At 63.8% G+C, this 18465-nt stretch carries 18 protein-coding genes; 7 read left to right on the forward strand and 11 right to left on the reverse strand.

All coding sequences use genetic code 11. The annotated features are described in order from the left end of the window. The first annotated feature begins 124 nt into the window (after positions 1–124). From ACLEJP_RS13785 to ACLEJP_RS13795, 3 genes are all read left to right on the forward strand, one after another. Positions 125–775, forward strand: coding sequence for a FadR/GntR family transcriptional regulator (locus ACLEJP_RS13785; protein ID WP_440807135.1), 651 nt, complete (start codon positions 125–127; stop codon positions 773–775). Between the two features lie 12 nt (positions 776–787). Further along, entirely contained in the window at positions 788–2068 is a 1281-nt protein-coding gene (locus ACLEJP_RS13790; RefSeq protein ID WP_440807137.1) for a CynX/NimT family MFS transporter, read from the forward strand. Between the two features lie 96 nt (positions 2069–2164). Further along, a complete protein-coding gene (locus tag ACLEJP_RS13795; RefSeq protein ID WP_440807139.1) occupies positions 2165–2650 on the forward strand; it encodes a nuclear transport factor 2 family protein in 486 nt (161 codons plus the stop codon). Here ACLEJP_RS13795 and ACLEJP_RS13800 read toward each other — a convergent pair. Then, the gene (locus tag ACLEJP_RS13800; RefSeq protein ID WP_440807141.1) at positions 2629–3423 is read right to left on the reverse strand and encodes a hypothetical protein; all 795 of its coding nucleotides are present in this window, start codon (positions 3421–3423) and stop codon (positions 2629–2631) included. The genes ACLEJP_RS13795 and ACLEJP_RS13800 overlap by 22 nt on opposite strands. A gap of 133 nt (positions 3424–3556) precedes the next feature. Here ACLEJP_RS13800 and ACLEJP_RS13805 point away from each other — a divergent pair, with 133 nt between their 5' ends. Further along, the gene (locus ACLEJP_RS13805) at positions 3557–3850 is read left to right on the forward strand and encodes a GIY-YIG nuclease family protein (protein ID WP_440807144.1); all 294 of its coding nucleotides are present in this window, start codon (positions 3557–3559) and stop codon (positions 3848–3850) included. 41 nt (positions 3851–3891) lie between these two features. Here the strand turns inward: ACLEJP_RS13805 and yejK are convergent, their stop codons facing one another. Next, positions 3892–4899 carry a nucleoid-associated protein YejK gene (yejK, locus tag ACLEJP_RS13810; protein WP_440807147.1) on the reverse strand — a complete coding sequence of 336 codons (1008 nt, stop codon included), beginning with the start codon at positions 4897–4899 and terminating at the stop codon, positions 3892–3894. Positions 4900–5270: 371 nt separating this feature from the next. On the opposite strand from yejK, the gene ACLEJP_RS13815 reads away from it, so the two are divergent. Continuing rightward, positions 5271–5552, forward strand: a complete 282-nt coding sequence (locus tag ACLEJP_RS13815; RefSeq protein ID WP_112250800.1) for an HU family DNA-binding protein — start codon at positions 5271–5273, stop codon at positions 5550–5552. A 50-nt stretch (positions 5553–5602) separates the two neighbouring features. On the opposite strand, the gene rlmF is transcribed toward ACLEJP_RS13815, so the two are convergent. The 5 genes from rlmF to ACLEJP_RS13840 form a co-directional block, all read right to left on the reverse strand. Next, positions 5603–6556 (reverse strand): 23S rRNA (adenine(1618)-N(6))-methyltransferase RlmF, encoded by a 954-nt coding sequence (rlmF, locus tag ACLEJP_RS13820; RefSeq protein ID WP_440807149.1) that lies wholly within the window; start codon positions 6554–6556, stop codon positions 5603–5605. A gap of 174 nt (positions 6557–6730) precedes the next feature. Then, a complete protein-coding gene (locus ACLEJP_RS13825) occupies positions 6731–9577 on the reverse strand; it encodes a valine--tRNA ligase (RefSeq protein WP_440807152.1) in 2847 nt (948 codons plus the stop codon). A 192-nt stretch (positions 9578–9769) separates the two neighbouring features. After that, a complete protein-coding gene (locus ACLEJP_RS13830; RefSeq protein WP_440807154.1) occupies positions 9770–10135 on the reverse strand; it encodes a DNA polymerase III subunit chi in 366 nt (121 codons plus the stop codon). 5 nt (positions 10136–10140) lie between these two features. Then, positions 10141–10569: a DNA polymerase III subunit chi gene (locus ACLEJP_RS13835; protein ID WP_225780560.1), complete on the reverse strand. Its 429-nt coding sequence runs from the start codon at positions 10567–10569 to the stop codon at positions 10141–10143. Between the two features lie 49 nt (positions 10570–10618). Further along, positions 10619–12112 carry a leucyl aminopeptidase gene (locus tag ACLEJP_RS13840; RefSeq protein WP_440807156.1) on the reverse strand — a complete coding sequence of 498 codons (1494 nt, stop codon included), beginning with the start codon at positions 12110–12112 and terminating at the stop codon, positions 10619–10621. 301 nt (positions 12113–12413) lie between these two features. Here ACLEJP_RS13840 and lptF point away from each other — a divergent pair, with 301 nt between their 5' ends. Together lptF and lptG are read left to right on the forward strand one after the other, a co-directional pair. After that, entirely contained in the window at positions 12414–13529 is a 1116-nt protein-coding gene (gene lptF / locus ACLEJP_RS13845; RefSeq protein WP_440807158.1) for an LPS export ABC transporter permease LptF, read from the forward strand. Further along, positions 13522–14583, forward strand: a complete 1062-nt coding sequence (lptG, locus tag ACLEJP_RS13850) for an LPS export ABC transporter permease LptG (protein ID WP_170028429.1) — start codon at positions 13522–13524, stop codon at positions 14581–14583. The genes lptF and lptG overlap by 8 nt, the downstream gene beginning before the upstream one ends. Before the next feature lie 178 nt (positions 14584–14761). Here the strand turns inward: lptG and ACLEJP_RS13855 are convergent, their stop codons facing one another. From ACLEJP_RS13855 to ACLEJP_RS13870, 4 genes are all read right to left on the reverse strand, one after another. Further along, positions 14762–15250: an RDD family protein gene (locus ACLEJP_RS13855; RefSeq protein ID WP_440807161.1), complete on the reverse strand. Its 489-nt coding sequence runs from the start codon at positions 15248–15250 to the stop codon at positions 14762–14764. 91 nt (positions 15251–15341) lie between these two features. Next, positions 15342–15554, reverse strand: coding sequence for a cold-shock protein (locus ACLEJP_RS13860; protein WP_003257941.1), 213 nt, complete (start codon positions 15552–15554; stop codon positions 15342–15344). Between the two features lie 358 nt (positions 15555–15912). Further along, positions 15913–17034: a glycine cleavage system aminomethyltransferase GcvT gene (gcvT, locus tag ACLEJP_RS13865; RefSeq protein ID WP_440807164.1), complete on the reverse strand. Its 1122-nt coding sequence runs from the start codon at positions 17032–17034 to the stop codon at positions 15913–15915. A 27-nt stretch (positions 17035–17061) separates the two neighbouring features. Next, positions 17062–18438 (reverse strand): L-serine ammonia-lyase, encoded by a 1377-nt coding sequence (locus ACLEJP_RS13870; RefSeq protein WP_440807165.1) that lies wholly within the window; start codon positions 18436–18438, stop codon positions 17062–17064. Positions 18439–18465: the final 27 nt, after the last annotated feature.

Raw genomic sequence — 18465 nt, forward strand, 5'->3', positions numbered from 1 at the left:
GAGGTCGTGGTGAAGCGTTGCAACATCCCCGCGCGCCGGCAACTGGTAGAAATGCCAGTTGAATTGCCGTGCGCAAGGCTTTCCATTAAGCTCTTCGAATTCATCGGATGATTGGTTGAGTGAAATGAACAGCGGATTGACCAGGCGCTCACTGGTCGAGCTTGCCGTCGAGCGCATGCGCGAACGTATCCTCCAGGGCGACTGGCAAATCGGCCAACGCCTGCCCACCGAACCGGTGCTGGCCGTGGAGCTGGGCATCAGCCGTAATACCGTGCGCGAGGCCATGCGCGTGCTGGCTTTCAGCGGCCTGGTGGAAATCCGCCAGGGTGACGGCAGCTACCTGCGCACGGCCCAGGACCCATTGCAGGCGGTGCTGGCAATGTCACGCTGCTCACCTGAACATGCCCGTGAAACCCGCCACATCCTCGAAGCAGAGGCCATCGGCCTGGCTGCGCTGCGGCGTACCGATGCCGACCTGCAGGCGTTGCGTGATGCCCTGGCGCTCAGTGCCGGGCATTTTCATGGCGATGTCGCAGCCTACGTGGCCTGCGACCTGGTGTTCCACCAACGGCTGGTCGATGCCGCCCACAACCCGGCACTCAGCGAGTTGTACCGCTACTTTTCCGGGGTGGTGGCTGCCGCGCTGCAGCACAACATGACCACCGTTCCGCGCTGCCAGGCCACGTTCGACCTGCACGGGCAGATTCTCGAGGCCATCGAGCAACGCGACGCGGAGCGGGCCAAGCGCCTGAGCCGTACCCTCATCGAATCCTGACCCGAGAACGCCATGGCTGAATCCATCACCCGTAATACCCCGCCACCTGAGCGAGATCTCGATGAGCTGCTGATCGATGCCGAGGCTGACGACGAGCAGGTCCAGCAGCAGCCCGTGCTGCTGCGGCGGCCGTGGCTGCTGTTGCTCGGCCTGGTGCTGGTGGCGCTGAACCTGCGCCCGGCGTTGTCGAGTATGGCGCCGGTGCTTGGCCAGGTGTCCGCGGGCCTGGGGCTGAACGCCTCGCTGGCTGGTTTGCTGACCACCTTGCCAGTGCTGTGCCTGGGCCTGTTCGCCCCGTTGGCGCCTGTGCTGGCGCGTCGCTTCGGCAGTGAGCGGGTGATCCTCGGCATCCTCGCCAGCCTGGCGCTGGGCATCGTGGTACGCAGTAGCTTCGGTGCTATCGGCGTGTTCCTCGGCAGCCTGATGGCCGGGGCCAGCATCGGCATCATCGGCGTGCTGTTACCGGGTATCGTCAAGCGCGACTTCCCGCAGCACGCCGGCACGCTGACCGGCGTGTACACCATGGCGCTATGCCTGGGCGCGGCCATGGCAGCAGGGGCCACCGTCCCTCTGGCGCAGCACTTCGACGGCAGTTGGGCGCTGGGGCTGGGCTTCTGGGCGCTACCGGCGTTGCTGGCCATGCTGGTCTGGCTGCCCCAGGCCCGCCAGGGGCATGGCTTGCACAAGGTGGCGTATCGCGTGCGTGGCCTGTGGCGTGATCCCTTGGCCTGGCAGGTGACCTTGTACATGGGCCTGCAATCGTCGCTGGCCTACATCGTGTTCGGTTGGTTGCCGTCAATCCTGATCGGTCGCGGCCTGAGCCCGACCGCGGCGGGGTTGGTGCTGTCGGGATCGGTGATCGTGCAGTTGGTCAGTTCGCTCAGTGCGCCGTGGCTGGCCACGCGTGGCAAGGACCAGCGGCTGGCGATCGTGCTGGTCATGCTGACCACCCTGGCCGGCTTGTTCGGTTGCCTGTATGCGCCGATTGCCGGGTTGTGGGGCTGGGCGGTACTGCTGGGCCTGGGGCAGGGCGGTACCTTCGCCCTGGCGCTGACCTTGATCGTGCTGCGTTCGAAAGACGCCCATGTGGCAGCCAACCTGTCGAGCATGGCCCAGGGCGTGGGCTACACCTTGGCATCGATGGGGCCGTTTGCGGTGGGGTTGGTGCATGACCTGAGCGGAGGCTGGGCCGCCGTGGGCTGGATCTTTGCCGTGCTGGGGGTTGGCGCCATCATCTTCGGGCTGGGGGCTGGGCGGGCTTTGCATGTGCAAGTGACCAGCGAGAAGGTTTGAAGGTGAACCTGCCAGTACCAACCTCTTCGCGGGTACTGGTATAAGCCTGTGGGGCAGATTATCGTGCTGCTTTCGACCCAGGACGGACCAGCCCTCATGAGCGACGCCAACCGCCAACTCATCACCCGCTTCTACCAGGCCTTCCAGCGCCTTGACGCCGAGGCCATGGTGGCCTGCTACAGCGACGATATCGTCTTCAGCGACCCGGTATTCGGAACCTTGCGCGGCAAGGACGCGGGTGACATGTGGCGGATGCTCACCACCCGGGCCAAGGATTTCACCCTGACGTTCGACGGCGTGCGCGCCGATGAGCGCAGTGGTGGCGCACACTGGGTCGCCACCTACCTGTTCAGCCAGACCGGCCGCACCGTGGTCAACCATATCCAGGCGCGTTTCGTGATCCGCGATGGGCTGATCTGCCAGCATGATGACACCTTCGACCTGTGGCGCTGGTCGCGGCAGGCACTGGGTGTTCCAGGCCTGCTGCTTGGCTGGTCGCCGCTGGTACAGGACAAGGTACGCCAGCAAGCGTTCAAGGGCTTGCGGGCATATCAGCATGCTCAGGGCAGCGCAACGGCCTGATCACTGTCGTGGTAGCTGAAGGTGGCCCCCTCGTTGGCAGTGCCCGGTAGCCGAATACGAATCACCGGGATGAAACTGCCATAGGTCTGGTGCCAGTCCTTCTGGTCGGCCTGAGCCTGCTGCAACGCACCATACTCGCCCTCGATGTGGAAAAACGACTGGATCGGCAGGCGACTGGCGCTCGCCTCGTCCCAGGCGCCAATCACCACTTCGTTCCAGGGAAACGGCAGCTCGCTGGCGAACAATTGCTTGGCGCGCAGGCTTTGATGGAAGGCCTCAGCCCGCTCCGGCACCCGTGCGCGGCGGATGTCGAAGGCGCATTGGCGTTTATAATCCTCGCTCTGCCTGAAGCGCGCGATCCATTGCTCGGCAGTGAACACCCCCTGTTCATGGCAGGCTGCCTCGGTTTCGGCCGTTTGCCGGTTATCGCCGCAACCCCGATTATCGCGTTCCCAGGTGTCGCCGTCGGTGGGCCAGGCGCACAGCATCTCGTAGCGTAGGGAGCCTTGCGGGCGTTGCAGCATCGGGTACAGGGTGAAGCCGCTGCGGCCATCGGCAGCCAGCTGGGTCGTGGGGATATCGCTGCGCAGGTAGGAGAACGATACGCCGCCCTTGTCCTTGCTGTTCTGGCTATGATGCCAGGTGTGGTAATGCGGTGACGGCCTGGTCGAGCGAAGCAGCACGCCCGAACAGGCGTGGGCAGGTACGGCTTTGCCCTCGCACTGGGCAGGGGTGGAGTCGTAGTTCTCTTGCATCTGTCTTGCGGTTTCCACGCCAGTCGATGCCTGTGTGGCGAATGCAGCCACAAGCAGTACAGCACCCAAGCCGATGTGGGGAAGCGAATCAAGCATGATGAAGCCCTCGATGAGTGGGCCCACCAAACTAATGATGAAAAGAGCAGGCGTCGTGAGTGAACAAGTGCCGGAGCAGGCAGTGAAACCCTGGTATGTCTACCTGATACGGGCTGCCAATGGTTCGTTGTATTGCGGCATCAGCGATGATCCGCAGCGGCGCTTTCTGGCGCACCAGAAGGGGCAGGGTGCACGTTATTTCAAGACCAGCCCGGCCCAGGCGCTGGTGTATATGGAACAATGGCCGGACAAGGGTGAGGCGTTGCGCCAGGAGCGGCTGGTGAAGCGACTGCGCAAGTCGGCTAAGGAGGCGTTGGTGGCCGCCTATGACAGCGCTTCGGCGCACTAGGGCCGCTTTGCGATGGGGCTGCGCGGCAGCCCCTTGGGCCATCAGTCCTTGCGCCGCTTCAACTGGTCCACCAGGGTGGTCGGCAGCCCCTTGATGATCAAGGTCCCGGCCGCTTCGTCGTATTCCACCCTGTCCCCCAGCAAATGCGCTTCAAAGCTGATCGACAGCCCCTCGGCACGCCCGGTGAAGCGACGGAACTGGTTGAGGGTGCGTTTGTCTGCGGGAATTTCCGGTGACAGGCCGTAATCCTTGTTGCGGATGTGGTCGTAGAACGCCTTCGGCCGGTCCTCGTCGATCAGGCTGGACAGCTCTTCCAGGGTCACTGGCTCGCCCAGCTTGGTCTGGGTGGTGGCATAGTCCACCAGGGTCTGGGTCTTTTCGCGGGCGGATTCTTCCGGCAGGTCTTCACTCTCGACGAAGTCGCTGAAGGCCTTGAGCAGAGTGCGGGTTTCGCCCGGGCCGTCGACACCTTCCTGGCAGCCGATGAAATCGCGGAAGTAGTCGGAGACTTTCTTGCCGTTCTTGCCCTTGATGAACGAAATGTACTGCTTGGAGTTCTGGTTGTTCTTCCATTCCGACAGGTTGATCCGCGCCGCCAGGTGCAACTGCCCGAGGTCGAGGTGCCGCGAAGGCGTCACGTCAAGTTCGGCGTTCACCGCCACGCCTTCGCTATGGTGCAGCAGGGCGATCGCCAGGTACTCGGTCATGCCTTGCTGGTAATGGGCAAACAGGATGTGGCCGCCGGTGGACAGGTTGGACTCTTCCATCAGCTTCTGCAGGTGCTCCACGGCTAAGCGGCTGAAGGCGGTGAAATCCTTTTCCTGGTCCAGGTACTGCTTCAGCCAGCCGCTCAGCGGGTAGGCGCCGGACTCACCGTGAAAGAATCCCCAGGCCTTGCCTTGCTTGGCGTTGTAGCTGTCATTGAGGTCGGCCAGCAGGTTTTCGATGGCATCGGAGGCGGCCAGCTCGGAATCGCGGGCATGCAGTACGGCGGGGCTGCCATCAGGCTTTTTGTCGATCAGGTGAACGATGCAATGGCGGATTGGCATGGAATTCTCGGCGGGCTGCAAAAGGTGCCAAGTTTACCCCAGACGCCAGGTGATGCAGTGGCCGGATGTTGGCAGAAATGCCGGTTGTTCGTTTTTTGTTCAAATTTGTGCGTTCGAGGCTAAAACCCCCGAAAAACCTGCATTTAATCGAAGTGCGCAGCGGATATTTATCCGTTCCTGTGGTAGCTTTGCGCGGTCTTGCGCCCAGCACGTGGCGCATTGCTGGCAACGTGCTGCCGGCGTGTCGAACCAAACGCCGATTTGCGTATCTACATACGCGATTGGCGCGGCCCTCCACTTTCAGGGGCTGGCCCGATAACGTCGTTAGCCCGCTGCATAACCATCGAATTTGATAGGGAAGGAACACCACCATGGCATTGACCAAAGACCAACTGATTGCCGACATCGCCGAATCGATCGCCGCGCCAAAAGCCACCGCCAAGAACGCTCTGGAGCAACTGGGCCAGATCGTTGCCGACCAGCTGGAAAACGGCGCTGAAATCACTCTGCCAGGCATCGGCAAGCTGAAAGTCACCGAGCGTCCTGCCCGTACCGGCCGCAACCCTTCGACTGGCGCTGCCATCGAAATCGCTGCCAAGAAAGTCGTCAAGTTCGTTCCCGCCAAAGTGCTGACCGACGCCATCAACAAGTAATTGTTGACGCTTTGACGAAACCGCGCCCGGCTTGCCCGGGCGCGGTTTTTTCATGCCTGTTGTTTACGCCGGGCGTGCCAGGCCTGGCGCGCTGTGTCGTCGAAGAAGCTCCAGGCGACCATGCGGCTGAGTTTCTGCCCCTGGCCCATTTCGGCGATACGCACGGCCCTGGCGCCGGCCTTTTTCAGCGCGGCTTCGATCCCTGGCAGGTTGCCGGCCTTGGACACCAGGCTGGTGAACCACAGCACCCGTTCTGCGTATTGCACGCTTTCGCCAACCAGCTGGGTGACGAAACGGATCTCGCCGCCTTCGCACCACAGTTCATTGTTCTGGCCACCGAAGTTCAGCACCGGCAGCTTGCGCTTGGGGTCCTGCTTGCCGAGGTTCTTCCACTTGCGCTGGCTGCCGCGGGTGGCTTCGTCGCGTGAGGCATGGAAGGGCGGGTTGCACAGGGTCAGGTCGAAGCGTTCGTCGTCCTGCAGCAGGCCGCTGAGGATGTGTGCAGGGTTGGCCTGCTGGCGCAGGGTGATGGCCTTGTCCAGGCGGTTGGCCTGGACGATGGCCTTGGCCGAGGCCAGGGCCACCGGGTCGATGTCCGAACCCAGGAAGCGCCAGCGGTAGTCGCTGTGGCCGAGCAGCGGGTAGATGCAGTTGGCGCCGACGCCGATGTCCAGGGCGCGGACCTGCGCGCCTTTGGGAATCTCGCCGGCGTTATCGTCGGCCAGCAGGTCGGCGGCCACGTGGATGTAGTCGGCACGACCAGGAATGGGCGGGCACAGGTAATCGGCCGGTATGTCCCAGTGCTGGATGCCGTACTGGGCCTTGAGCAAGGCGCGGTTGAATACCCGCACAGCTTCGGGGTTGGCGAAGTCGATGCTGGGCTTGCCGTGGGGGTTGGTGATGGTAAAGCGCGCCAGGTCAGGGTGGGCCTTGATCAGGCTGGGGAAGTCATAGCGGCCCTGGTGGCGGTTGCGCGGGTGCAGGGTGGGTTTGTTCGGGGTCATGGCAGTGTCCAGCCCTATACGTGGCTGATAGAGCCTGGGGCTGCTGTGCAGCCCTTTCGCGACACAAGGCCGCTCCCACAGGATGGCGGCGCCCTTCAAACCGGCGCCGTTCCTGTGGGAGCGGCCTTGTGTCGCGAAAGGGCCGCACAGCGGCCCCAGCTGTTTCTCTAGTGATTAAAGCGCAGCAATCCGCGCGTGCTGCTCGGTGAAGTTGGCCAGGGCCTGTTCGGACTCGGCCAGCTTGGCGCGTTCCTTCTCGATCACCGCGGGCGGGGCCTTGTCGACGAAGGCCGCGTTGGACAGCTTGCCGCCCACGCGCGCCACTTCACCCTGCAAGCGCTGGATTTCCTTGTTCAGGCGCGCCAGCTCGGCATCCTTGTCGATCAGGCCGGCCATCGGTACCAGCACCTGCAGGTCACCGACCAGGGCGGTGGCCGACAGCGGTGCTTCGTCGGCCTCGCTCAGCACGGTGAACGACTCGACCTTGGCCAGCTTCTTCAGCAGGGCTTCGTTTTCCTGCAGGCGACGCTGGTCATCGGCGTTGGCGTTCTTCAGGAACAGCGGCAGCGGCTTGCCCGGGCCGATGTTCATCTCGGCGCGGATGTTGCGCAGGCCGACCATCAGCTCCTTGAGCCATTCGATGTCGCCTTCGGCGGCCGGGTCGATACGGCTTTCATTGGCCACCGGCCATGGCTGCAGCATGATGGTCTTGCCGCTGATGCCCGCCAGCGGCGCGATGCGCTGCCAGATTTCTTCGGTGATGAACGGCATGAACGGATGCGCCAGGCGCAATGCCACTTCCAGCACGCGCACCAGGGTGCGGCGGGTGCCACGGGCGCGCTCGACCGGTGCGTTCTCGTCCCACAGTACCGGCTTGGACAGCTCCAGGTACCAGTCGCAGTACTGGTTCCAGATGAACTCGTACAGTGCCTGGCTGGCCAGGTCGAAGCGGAACTGCTCCAGCTGGCGGGTCACTTCGGCTTCGGTGCGCTGCAGCTGCGAGATGATCCAGCGGTCGGCCAGCGACAGCTCGACGGCTTCGCCGTTCTGGCCGCAGTCCTCGCCCTTGTCCAGCACGTAGCGGGCGGCGTTCCAGATCTTGTTGCAGAAGTTGCGGTAGCCTTCGACGCGGCCCATGTCGAACTTGATGTCGCGGCCAGTGGAAGCCAGCGAGCAGAAGGTGAAGCGCAGGGCATCGGTGCCGTAGCTGGCAATACCTTCCGGGAACTCGGCCTTGGTCTGCTTGGCGATCTTCTCGGCCAGCTTCGGCTGCATCATGCCGCTGGTGCGTTTTTCCAGCAGCGCGTCGAGGGTGATGCCGTCGACGATATCCAGCGGGTCCAGCACGTTGCCCTTGGACTTGGACATCTTCTGACCCTGGCCATCACGCACCAGGCCGTGCACGTACACGGTCTTGAACGGTACCTGCGGGGTGCCGTCCTCGTTCTTGATCAGGTGCATGGTCAGCATGATCATGCGCGCAACCCAGAAGAAGATGATGTCGAAGCCGGTCACCAGCACATCGGTGGAGTGGAACTTCTTGAGGAACTCGGTCTGCTCCGGCCAGCCCAGGGTGGAGAAGGTCCACAGGCCCGAACTGAACCAGGTGTCGAGCACGTCGTCGTCCTGGCGCAGGGCAACGTCGGCGCCCAGGTTGTGCTTGGCGCGCACTTCTTCCTCGTTGCGGCCGACATAGACCTGGCCGGCCTCGTCGTACCACGCCGGGATGCGGTGACCCCACCACAGCTGACGGCTGATGCACCAGTCCTGGATGTCGCGCATCCAGGAGAAGTACATGTTCTCGTACTGCTTGGGCACGAACTGGATGCGGCCATCCTCCACGGCGGCGATGGCAGGTTCTGCCAGCGGCTTGGTGGAAACGTACCACTGGTCGGTCAGCCATGGCTCGATCACGGTGCCCGAACGGTCGCCTTTCGGCACCTTCAGGGCGTGGTCATCGATGCTCACCAGCAGGCCCTGGGCGTCCAGGTCGGCGACGATCTGTTTACGCGCGACGAAGCGGTCGAGGTTGGCGTACTGGGCCGGCAGGCGGGTGTCGACCTGCTCGTTGACGCTGCCGTCGAGGTTGAAGGCCTGGGCGCTGGCCAGCACGAAGGCGTTCTTGTCGAAGATGTTCAGCAGCGGCAGGTTGTGGCGCTTGCCGACTTCGTAGTCGTTGAAATCGTGGGCCGGGGTGATCTTCACGCAGCCGGTACCGAACTCGGGGTCGCAATAATCGTCGGCGATGATCGGGATGCGACGGCCGACCAGCGGCAGTTCGACGAACTTGCCGATCAGCGCCTGGTAGCGCTCGTCGTTCGGGTTGACCGCCACGGCGGCGTCACCCAGCAGGGTTTCCGGACGGGTGGTGGCGACGACCAGGTAATCCTTGCCTTCGGCGGTCTTGGCGCCGTCGGCCAGCGGGTAGCGCAGGTTCCACAGGTGGCCTTTCTCGTCGTGGTTTTCCACTTCGAGGTCGGAGATGGCCGTGTGCAGCTTGGTGTCCCAGTTGACCAGGCGCTTGCCGCGGTAGATCAGGCCGTCCTCGTGCAGGCGCACGAAGGCTTCCTTGACCGCTTCGGACAGGCCGTCGTCCATGGTGAAACGCTCGCGGCTCCAGTCCACCGACGAGCCCAGGCGGCGGATCTGCCGGCTGATGTTGCCGCCGGACTGGTCCTTCCATTCCCAGACCTTTTCCAGGAACTTTTCGCGGCCCAGGTCATGCCGGTTCTGGCCCTTGGCCTCGAGCTGGCGCTCGACCAGCATCTGGGTGGCGATACCGGCGTGGTCGGTGCCGGGCTGCCACAGGGTGTTGCGGCCTTGCATGCGGCGGAAGCGGATCAGGGCATCCATGATCGCGTTGTTGAAGCCGTGGCCCATGTGCAGGCTGCCGGTCACGTTCGGCGGCGGGATCATGATGGTGTAGGACTCGCCTGCACCTTGTGGGGCGAAATAGTTCTCGGACTCCCAGGTGTTGTACCAGGAAGTTTCGATGGCGTGCGGCTGGTAGGTCTTATCCATGCGCGGCGGGACCCTGTGCATTTATTCGGGAAAGCCGGGAAGTATAACCAAGCTGGGGGCCGCAGGCGACAAGCTGCTGACAACTGACGGAACCGTGGCGCCTGCTTCGCGGGCACGCCCGCTCCCACGGGTACGGTGCATGTCTGGAAGCTTGCACCGTACCTGTGGGAGCGGGCGCCGCTGATACCCGGTTTACTCGGAACGCTTGATCAACCGCTCGATCCGCGCATCCAGCCGGCGTTTGATCTCGTTCTCGATATGCGGGGTAAAGTCGTTGATCACGTCCTGCATGATCATCTGCGCGGCCGCACGCAGCTCGCTTTCCAGGTGCAGCAGGGTGTCCTGGCGGCGGGTCTGCGGGTCATCCGCGGCGCCGGATTCGACCGCTTCGGCTAGCGGCGCGGTGTTGTCGGGCTCTGCTTCCAGCAGCAGGGGGATCTGCTCGACCGTCTCGGTCAGCAGTGGCGGTTGCAGGTCGGCGTCGCCAAGCAGTTGGCGGATCGACTCGAGGTCATCGAGCAGATGGGCGGAATCGGGTAGCGGGGAGGGTTTGTCCATCGTCGTCAAAGTCGCTGTAAGCGGTGGTCTTGCAGAGCATAGCCCTGTTCACGGTAGAAACGGAATCGCTCACGTGCCGATTGGCGGATGCCAGGCTCCTCGACGACGATCTCGGCCACCCGCTCGAACTGGCCGACGAAACCCGGCACACCGGTGCCCAGGTTGATCAGCAGGTCGCGATGGTCGCCGGCATCGTCGGCCAGGCCCAGGGCCACGCGCGCGTCCGCGTGCAGCTCTGCCAGGTCGTGGGGCACGAAGGCCTCGCCCTTGAAGCGCCACAGACGTTGGTCCAGCTGGTCACGCTGGTCGGCATCCTGGCAATGCAGGTAGACCCGGTGGCCAAGGCGCCAGGCCTTTTCACACAGCTTGCAGGCGAAATCCAGCCGCGCCGGCAGCGAATCGGTGGGCAGGATGTAGAAGTCGACTTTGCTCATGGTGGTATCGTCGGCCGATGGCGCGCAAGGCGCCACCGGCTGCCCGGCGTCAGGCGCCAGCGCGGTCCAGCAGGTACTGGGTGAGCAGCGGTACCGGGCGACCGGTCGCGCCCTTGTCCTTGCCACCGCTGACCCAGGCCGTGCCGGCGATGTCCAGGTGCGCCCAGTCGTAGGCCTTGGCGAAGCGCGACAGGAAGCAACCGGCGGTGATGGTGCCGGCTTTCGGCCCGCCGATGTTGCCCATGTCGGCGAACGGGCTGTCCAACTGCTCCTGGTATTCATCGAACAGCGGCAACTGCCAGGCGCGGTCGTCGGCACGCTTGCCGGCGTCGAGCAACTGGCCGACCAGGTCGTCATTGTTGCCCATCAGGCCGGAGGTATGGCTGCCCAGGGCGACGATGCAGGCGCCGGTGAGGGTGGCGATGTCGATCACTGCCTGCGGCTTGAAGCGTTCGGCGTAGGTCAGGGTGTCGCACAGCACCAGGCGGCCTTCGGCGTCGGTGTTGAGGATTTCCACGGTCTGGCCGCTCATGGTGGTGACGATGTCACCCGGACGGGTGGCGCCGCCGCTCGGCATGTTCTCGGCGCAGGCCAGCAGGCACACCAGGTTGATCGGCAGCTGCAGTTCGAGCACCGCACGCAGGGTGCCGAGCACGCTGGCGGCGCCGCACATGTCGTACTTCATCTCGTCCATGCCGGCACCGGGCTTGAGGCTGATGCCGCCGGTGTCGAAGGTGATGCCCTTGCCCACCAGCACGAACGGCTTGTCGGCCTTCTTGCCGCCCTGGTAGTTGAGCACGATCAGGCGTGGTGGCTGCTCGCTGCCCTGGCCGACGGCGTAGAACGCGCCCATGCCCAGGTCCTTGATCTTCTTCTCGTCCAGTACCTCGACCTTCAGCGCCTTGTGCGCCTTGCCCAGGTCCTTGGCCTGTTCGGCGAGGAAGCTTGGGTGGCACAGGTTGGGCGGCAGGTTGCCGAGGTCGCGGGTGAAGGCCATGCCGGTGGCGATGGCGCTGGCATGCCTGACTGCGCGTTCGACGTCGGCCTGGCCGGCCTTGTCGGCCACCAGGGTGACCTTTTTCAGGGCGCGCGGCTCGGCCTTCTGGCTCTTGAAACGGTCGAACGCGTACTCGCCGTCGAGCAGGGTTTCAGCCAGCAGGCGGTACTTGCCGTAGTGGGCATCGCGGTTGCTGACCGCAATGTCATCCAGGGCCAGCACCGCATCGCTGCCGTTCAGGCCCTTGAGCACAGCGGCGACGCTGCTGACCAGCTTGCGCCAGGCGCGGTCGCCCAGGGCTTCGTCCTTGCCGCTGCCGACCAGCAGCACACGTTCGGCCTTGAGGCCGGGGAGGCTTTGCAGCAGCAGGGTCTGGCCCGGCTTGCCGGCCAGGTCGCCACGCTTGAGCACGGCACTGATGGCGCCTTCGCTGGCCTGGTCGACGGCCTTGGCCACGGCGCCGAGCTTGCGGTTTTCACCTACCGGAATGACCAGGGTGGCGGTTTTTACGGATGCAGCAGCTACGCTTTTTACAACCAGTTCCATGTCAGGACCCCCGAATGATCGATACGCTTGGCGCTGTGTGTTCCAGCGCTCTGGACGGGCCGGGCTGCGTCATCGCGCGCCAGCGGAAAAGCGTCCAGTTTGAGCCTGCGGCGAGTGTGCTGACAACCCCGTTGTACGCCTTCATGCGCGGCGAAGTGACAGGGGCGTTCAATCACAGGATAATGCGCGCACTTTACATGGAGGTTCGCCTTTGGCGAACCGGCATTGGTCTTGGATGTACTAAGTCATTGTCTGGCGCCATTGCTTGGCAGTCCGCCCTGACAACCCAGGAGTGTCTGGTTTGATCGTCTTTCGTTATCTGTCCCGCGAGGTCCTGGTGACCTTGAGCGCCGTCAGCGCCGTGCTGCTGGTGATCATCATGAGCGGGCGCTTCATCAAGTACCTGGCCCAGGCCGCCCAGGGCGTGCTCGACCCGAGCGTGCTGTTCCTGATCATGGGCTTCCGTCTGCCGGGGTTCCTGCAGCTGATTCTGCCACTGGGCCTGTTCCTCGGCATTCTCCTGGCGTACGGGCGCCTGTACCTGGAAAGCGAGATGACCGTGCTCTCGGCCACTGGCATGAGCCAGCAGCGCCTGCTCGGCCTGACCATGGCACCGGCCGCCCTGGTCGCCCTGCTGGTGGCCTGGCTGAGCCTGAGCCTGGCGCCACTGGGCGTCGCCCAGGTGCAGCAGATCATCAGCCAGCAGGACGCCCTGACCGAATTCGATACCCTGGTGCCGGGCCGCTTCCAGACGCTGCGCGACGGCTCGCGGGTGACCTACACCGAACAGCTGTCTGACGACCGTATCAACCTGGCCGGGGTGTTCATCTCCGAGAAGCGCTTCAACCAGGACAAGACCAAGGACCGCGCGCCGTCGGTGCTGGTCGCCGAACGCGGCCACCAGGAAATCCAGGCCGACGGCAACCGTTACCTGGTGCTGGAAAACGGCTACCGTTACGACGGCAACCCGGGCCAGGCCGACTACCGCGCCATCAAGTACGATACCTACGGCGTGCTGCTGCCCAAGCCGGAAGTCAGCGAGGAAGTGACCGAGCGCGAAGCCATTCCTACCTCCGAACTGATCGGCAAGAAGGGCCTGCGTGAGCGTGCCGAGCTGCAATGGCGGCTGTCGCTGCCCATCCTGGTGTTCGTCGTCACCCTGCTGGCGGTACCGCTGTCGCGGGTCAACCCGCGCCAGGGCCGCTTCCTCAAGCTGCTGCCGGCAATTCTTCTGTACATGGCCTACCTGACAATGCTGATTTCCGCACGCGGCGCCCTCGAGAAGGGCAAGTTGCCGATCGCCCTGGGCATGTGGTGGGTCCACGGCCTGTTCCTGCTGATCGGCCTGGGCCTGATGTACTGGGAGCCGCTGCGCCTGAAGCGCGCCGCCCGCCGTGCGGAGGTGGCCCATGGCTAAGCTCGACCGTTACATTGGCCAGAGCGTGCTGCTGGCGATCCTCGCCGTGCTCGGGATCATTCTTGGACTGGCCTCGCTGTTCGCCTTCATCGATGAGATGAGCGACCTGAGCGATACCTACACGGTGATGGAGGCGGGCAATTTCGTCCTGCTGACCGCGCCACGGCGTCTGTACGAAATGTTGCCGATGGCGGCCCTGATCGGTTGCCTGATCGGCCTCGGCAGCCTGGCCAGCAGCAGCGAACTGACCATCATGCGTGCGGCCGGGGTATCCATCGGCCGCATCGTCTGGGCGGTGATGAAGCCGATGCTGGTGCTGATGCTGGTCGGCCTGCTGATCGGTGAATACGTGGCTCCGGTAACCGAGAACAAGGCCCAGGCCGACCGTTCGCTGGCCCAGGGTGGCGGCGAGGCGCAAAGCTCCAAGCGCGGCATGTGGCACCGCCAGGGTGACGAGTTCGTGCACATCAACGCGGTGCAACCCAACGGTCTGCTGCTGGGCGTGACCCGCTACCGCTTCGACAGCGAACGCAAGATCGTCACCTCGAGTTTCGCCCGCCGTGCCCAGTACCAGGACGATCACTGGCTGCTCGCCGACGTGCGCACCACGTTCTTCCGTGGCGACCACACCGAAGTGGTGAATACGCCACAGGAGCGCTGGGACGTTTCGCTCACCCCGCAGTTGCTCAATACCGTGATCCTGGCCCCTGAGTCGCTGTCGATTACCGGCCTGTGGGATTACATCCACTACTTGTCCGACCAGGGCCTGAACAACGCCCGTTACTGGCTGGCGTTCTGGACCAAGGTACTGCAACCGATGGTGACCGCGGCGCTGGTGCTGATGGCGATCTCCTTCATCTTCGGCCCGCTGCGTTCGGTGACCCTTGGCCAGAGGGTGTTCACCGGTGTGCTGGTGGGCTTCGTGTTCCGCATCGCCCAGGACCTGCTGGGGCCATCGAGCCAGGTGTTCGGCTTCCCGCCGCTATTGGCGGTGGTGATTCCGGCCGGCATCTGTGCGTTGGCAGGGATGTGGTTGTTGCGCCGGGCGGGGTAATGGCCTGAACTGTACAAAAAAGCCGACCTCAGGGTCGGCTTTTTGCTGGCATTTGTGTTGGCTTCTTCGCGGGCGTGCCCGCTCCCACAGGTTCATCACAGTCCCCGGGGCTTGTGAGGTTCCTGTGGGAGCGGGCACGCCCGCGAATAGGCCGGAAGCAGGCAATACAGGTCTCAGCTCATTTCTTCTGCTTCGGCACCCGCACCAGCTGGCTCTCCGAATAGATGTCATGCCAGCCGCGCTTGCGCTTGTCGATCAGCGCCCAGAAAAAACCCAGCCCCAGGCACAGCCAAGAAGCGATCGACACCACGAAGCGCAACAGCGCCTGCCACAGGCTGATGGCCGTGCCGTCGGCATTCTGCACCCGCACCCCCCACACCTGCATGCCCAGGGTCTGCCCGCCATGGGTCCAGAACTTGGCGAAAAAGCCGAACAGGGCGAACAGCAGCACCGTTGACAGCAGCGGGTCGCCATCCAGCGCGCCGGCCTCGGTCAGCTCGCGCATGCGTGCTTCGCCGATGATCGCCATCTGGATCATCTTGTAGGCACCCGCGGTCACGATCAGCAGCGCCGTGCACAACAGAAAGTCGTAGAACATCGCCGCCAGGCGCCGGCCCAGGCCGACTGGCGGAAAATCCCCTTGGGGTACGAGCAGAGGCTTGGACATGCAGGGCGGCTCCAGAAAACGAAGCGGCTATTCTACGGGCAAAAAAAAACCCCTGCACTTGGCAGGGGCTTTTTTCGAAGTCGGGTTAGGCTTAGCCGGCAACCTGAACCTTGTCAGCTTGCATGCCTTTCTGGCCCTGAACTGCTTCGAAGGTTACTTTCTGGCCTTCTTTCAGGCTCTTGAAACCGTTGCCTTCGATAGCGCGGAAGTGCACGAACAGATCCGGACCGCTTTCTGGGGTGATGAAGCCGTAACCTTTTTCGTCATTGAACCACTTGACGGTACCGTTCTGACGCTCAGCCATTGTCTTATTTCCTATGAAGCTTGAATTTTGATGACAGTTTCTTTTGCAATAAATAGGAAGCAAAAGATTACTGGGCTGGGTTGCAGGAAAGTAAGAGACGTCAAACGGGTTGTAGCAGATTGCGGCTACTGGCCCAGGTCACGAACTGTTGCGACCCATGCAAACACAGTGCAGTGACTCTACGCCAACTCCCGAGCGAAAAACAAGCCCTTGGTCGTATGGAAAATCGGCCGTTTGCCGATAACCGACCGGTTTGTCGGAAACGGCGTGGCGCCTGGCCTAGCGCCATGTTCAAAAGTTATTGAACAGGTTCGAAAACGAATAAGTCGAACCTGCTCGCACGCTTCACAAAGCGGTTTCAGCCCCGGTAGTAACGTTGCGTCACGAAAGGCATTTTGCTGACTTTAAGGGGCACCTTCTTGCCGCGCACCACAGCAAACAGCGGTGTGTCGATTGCCGCCTGCGCACTTTCTATATAACCCATCGCGACGGGTGCGCCGAGGGTCGGGCCAAAACCGCCACTGCACACTTTGCCTACCGGTTTATCGTCTGCATCGACAATATCCGCACCTTCGCGTACTGGGGTACGTTCCTGGGGCAACAGGCCCACGCGTTTGCGTGCCACGCCATCGCGCTGCTGGCTGAAGATGGCCTCGTCGCCGGGGAAACCACCGGCTCGCGCGCCATCGGCACGGCGTACCTTGGAAATGGCCCACAGCAGGCTGGCTTCGACCGGGGTGGTTTCGCTGTTCATGTCGTGGCCGTACAGGCACAGGCCGGCTTCCAGGCGCAACGAGTCGCGCGCGCCCAGGCCGATCGGCTGCACTTGCGGCTCGGCCAGCAGGCGGCGGGCCAAGGCTTCGGCGGCGTGTGCCGGTACCGAAATCTCGTAGCCGTCTTCGCCGGTGTAACCCGAGCGGCTGACATAGCAGTCTTCACCCAGCAGTTTCACCGGGCGGAATTGCATGAAGGTCATGCTCGCCACTTCCGGGGCCAGGCGCGCCAGCACCTCGACTGCGGCCGGGCCTTGCAGGGCCAGCAAGGCGCGTTGCTCGAACAGCGCTTGCACCTCGCAGCGGCTGCCGATATGCGCTTGCAGGTGGGCCAGGTCCTGGTCCTTGCAGGCCGCGTTGACGACCAGGAACAGCGTGTCGTCGCCCAGGTTGGCGACCATCAGGTCGTCGAGGATGCCGCCCTGCTCATTGGTGAACATGGCATAGCGCTGCATGCCCACCGGCAGGTCGATGATGTCCACCGGCACCAGGCTTTCCAGGGCCTTGGCGGCGTCGCTGCCGCGCAGGGTGATCTGGCCCATGTGCGAGACATCGAACAGGCCGGCCTGCTCGCGGGTGTGCAGGTGTTCCTTGAGCACGCCCAGCGGGTACTGCACCGGCATGTCGTAGCCGGCGAACGGCACCATGCGCGCACCCAGTTCCAGGTGCAGGGCGTGCAGCGGGGTCTTGAGCAGTGTTTCGGACATCGGTGACTCCTTGCTGTAGTTGTCGGGTCAACACTCGATGATGTTGACGGCCAGGCCGCCGCGGGCGGTCTCTTTGTATTTGCTTTTCATGTCGGCGCCGGTCTGGCGCATGGTGCGGATCACCTTGTCGAGCGACACGTAGTGCTGCCCGTCGCCGCGCAGGGCCATGCGCACCGCATTGATCGCTTTCACCGAGCCCATGGCGTTGCGCTCGATACAAGGTACCTGGACCAGCCCGCCGATCGGGTCGCAGGTCAGGCCCAAGTTGTGTTCCATGCCGATTTCGGCGGCGTTTTCCACTTGTTGCACGCTGCCGCCCATCACCTCGCACAGCGCCCCGGCGGCCATCGAGCAGGCCACGCCGACCTCGCCCTGGCAGCCCACCTCGGCGCCGGAGATGGAGGCGTTCTCCTTGTACAGGATGCCGATGGCCGCGGCGGTGAGCAGGAAGCGCACCACCCCGTCTTCATTGGCGCCAGGCACGAAGCGCATGTAGTAGTGCAATACCGCCGGCACGATGCCTGCCGCGCCATTGGTCGGCGCGGTGACCACGCGCCCGCCGTTGGCGTTTTCCTCGTTCACCGCCAGGGCGTAGAGGTTGACCCAGTCGAGTACCGACAGGGCATCGCGCAGGCTGGCTTCCGGATGGCCGCTCAGTTGGCGGTACAGCGCCGGTGCCCGGCGCTTGACCTTCAGCCCGCCCGGCAGGATGCCTTCATGCCGGCAGCCGGCGTCAACGCAACCCTGCATCACCTGCCAGATGCGCAGCAGGCCGGCACGGGTTTCCGCCTCCGGACGCCAGGCTGCCTCGTTGGCCAGCATCACCTGGCTTATCGACAGATGTTGCGCAGTGCAATGGCCGAGCAGCTCTTTGGCGGTCTTGAACGGGTAGGGCAGTGGCGTGCTGTCCTCGACGATACGGTCGTGGCCGGCGGCATCCTCGTCGACCACGAAGCCACCGCCCACCGAGTAGTACTCACGGCTGCGGATCTGCAGGCCGGCCTCGTCGAAGGCGCGGAAGATCATGCCGTTGGGGTGGTAGTCCAGTGGCTTGCGGATCATCGCCAGGTGCTGCTTTTCGATGAACGCGATGCTGTGCTCGCCGAGCAGGCTGATGCGGCCGCTGTCGCGGATCGCCTGCAGGCGGGCGGGAATGGTGTCGGTATCGACGCTGTCGGGGTGTTCGCCTTCAAGGCCCAGCAGCACGGCCTTGTCGCTGCCGTGGCCCTTGCCGGTGGCGCCGAGCGAGCCATACAGCTCGGCCTTGACGCTGGCGGTACGGGCAAGCAGGCCATCACGCCGCAGCCCCTCGGCGAACCGCGCAGCGGCGCGCATCGGGCCGACCGTATGGGAGCTGGAGGGGCCGATGCCGATCTTGAACAGGTCGAAGACGCTGAGTGACATGGGAGACCTCCAGCCAGGAATATTGGG

The sequence above is a fragment of the Pseudomonas sp. SMV7 genome, from assembly GCF_052041995.1.
Classification (GTDB): Bacteria; Pseudomonadota; Gammaproteobacteria; order Pseudomonadales; family Pseudomonadaceae; genus Aquipseudomonas.

Excerpts from the sequence above, each read along its gene's own strand:
- ACLEJP_RS13785 (WP_440807135.1), top strand. The coding sequence starts at position 125 with ATGAACAGCGGATTGACCAGGCGCTCACTGGTCGAGCTTGCCGTCGAG.
- ACLEJP_RS13860 (WP_003257941.1), bottom strand. The coding sequence starts at position 15,554 with ATGGCTGAGCGTCAGAACGGTACCGTCAAGTGGTTCAATGACGAAAAA.
- rlmF (WP_440807149.1), bottom strand. The coding sequence starts at position 6,556 with ATGACCCCGAACAAACCCACCCTGCACCCGCGCAACCGCCACCAGGGC.
- ACLEJP_RS13790 (WP_440807137.1), top strand. The coding sequence starts at position 788 with ATGGCTGAATCCATCACCCGTAATACCCCGCCACCTGAGCGAGATCTC.
- ACLEJP_RS13840 (WP_440807156.1), bottom strand. The coding sequence starts at position 12,112 with ATGGAACTGGTTGTAAAAAGCGTAGCTGCTGCATCCGTAAAAACCGCC.
- ACLEJP_RS13825 (WP_440807152.1), bottom strand. The coding sequence starts at position 9,577 with ATGGATAAGACCTACCAGCCGCACGCCATCGAAACTTCCTGGTACAAC.
- ACLEJP_RS13870 (WP_440807165.1), bottom strand. The coding sequence starts at position 18,438 with ATGTCACTCAGCGTCTTCGACCTGTTCAAGATCGGCATCGGCCCCTCC.
- gcvT (WP_440807164.1), bottom strand. The coding sequence starts at position 17,034 with ATGTCCGAAACACTGCTCAAGACCCCGCTGCACGCCCTGCACCTGGAA.
- ACLEJP_RS13795 (WP_440807139.1), top strand. The coding sequence starts at position 2,165 with ATGAGCGACGCCAACCGCCAACTCATCACCCGCTTCTACCAGGCCTTC.
- ACLEJP_RS13830 (WP_440807154.1), bottom strand. The coding sequence starts at position 10,135 with ATGGACAAACCCTCCCCGCTACCCGATTCCGCCCATCTGCTCGATGAC.
- ACLEJP_RS13855 (WP_440807161.1), bottom strand. The coding sequence starts at position 15,250 with ATGTCCAAGCCTCTGCTCGTACCCCAAGGGGATTTTCCGCCAGTCGGC.
- yejK (WP_440807147.1), bottom strand. The coding sequence starts at position 4,899 with ATGCCAATCCGCCATTGCATCGTTCACCTGATCGACAAAAAGCCTGAT.
- ACLEJP_RS13835 (WP_225780560.1), bottom strand. The coding sequence starts at position 10,569 with ATGAGCAAAGTCGACTTCTACATCCTGCCCACCGATTCGCTGCCGGCG.
- lptG (WP_170028429.1), top strand. The coding sequence starts at position 13,522 with ATGGCTAAGCTCGACCGTTACATTGGCCAGAGCGTGCTGCTGGCGATC.
- ACLEJP_RS13815 (WP_112250800.1), top strand. The coding sequence starts at position 5,271 with ATGGCATTGACCAAAGACCAACTGATTGCCGACATCGCCGAATCGATC.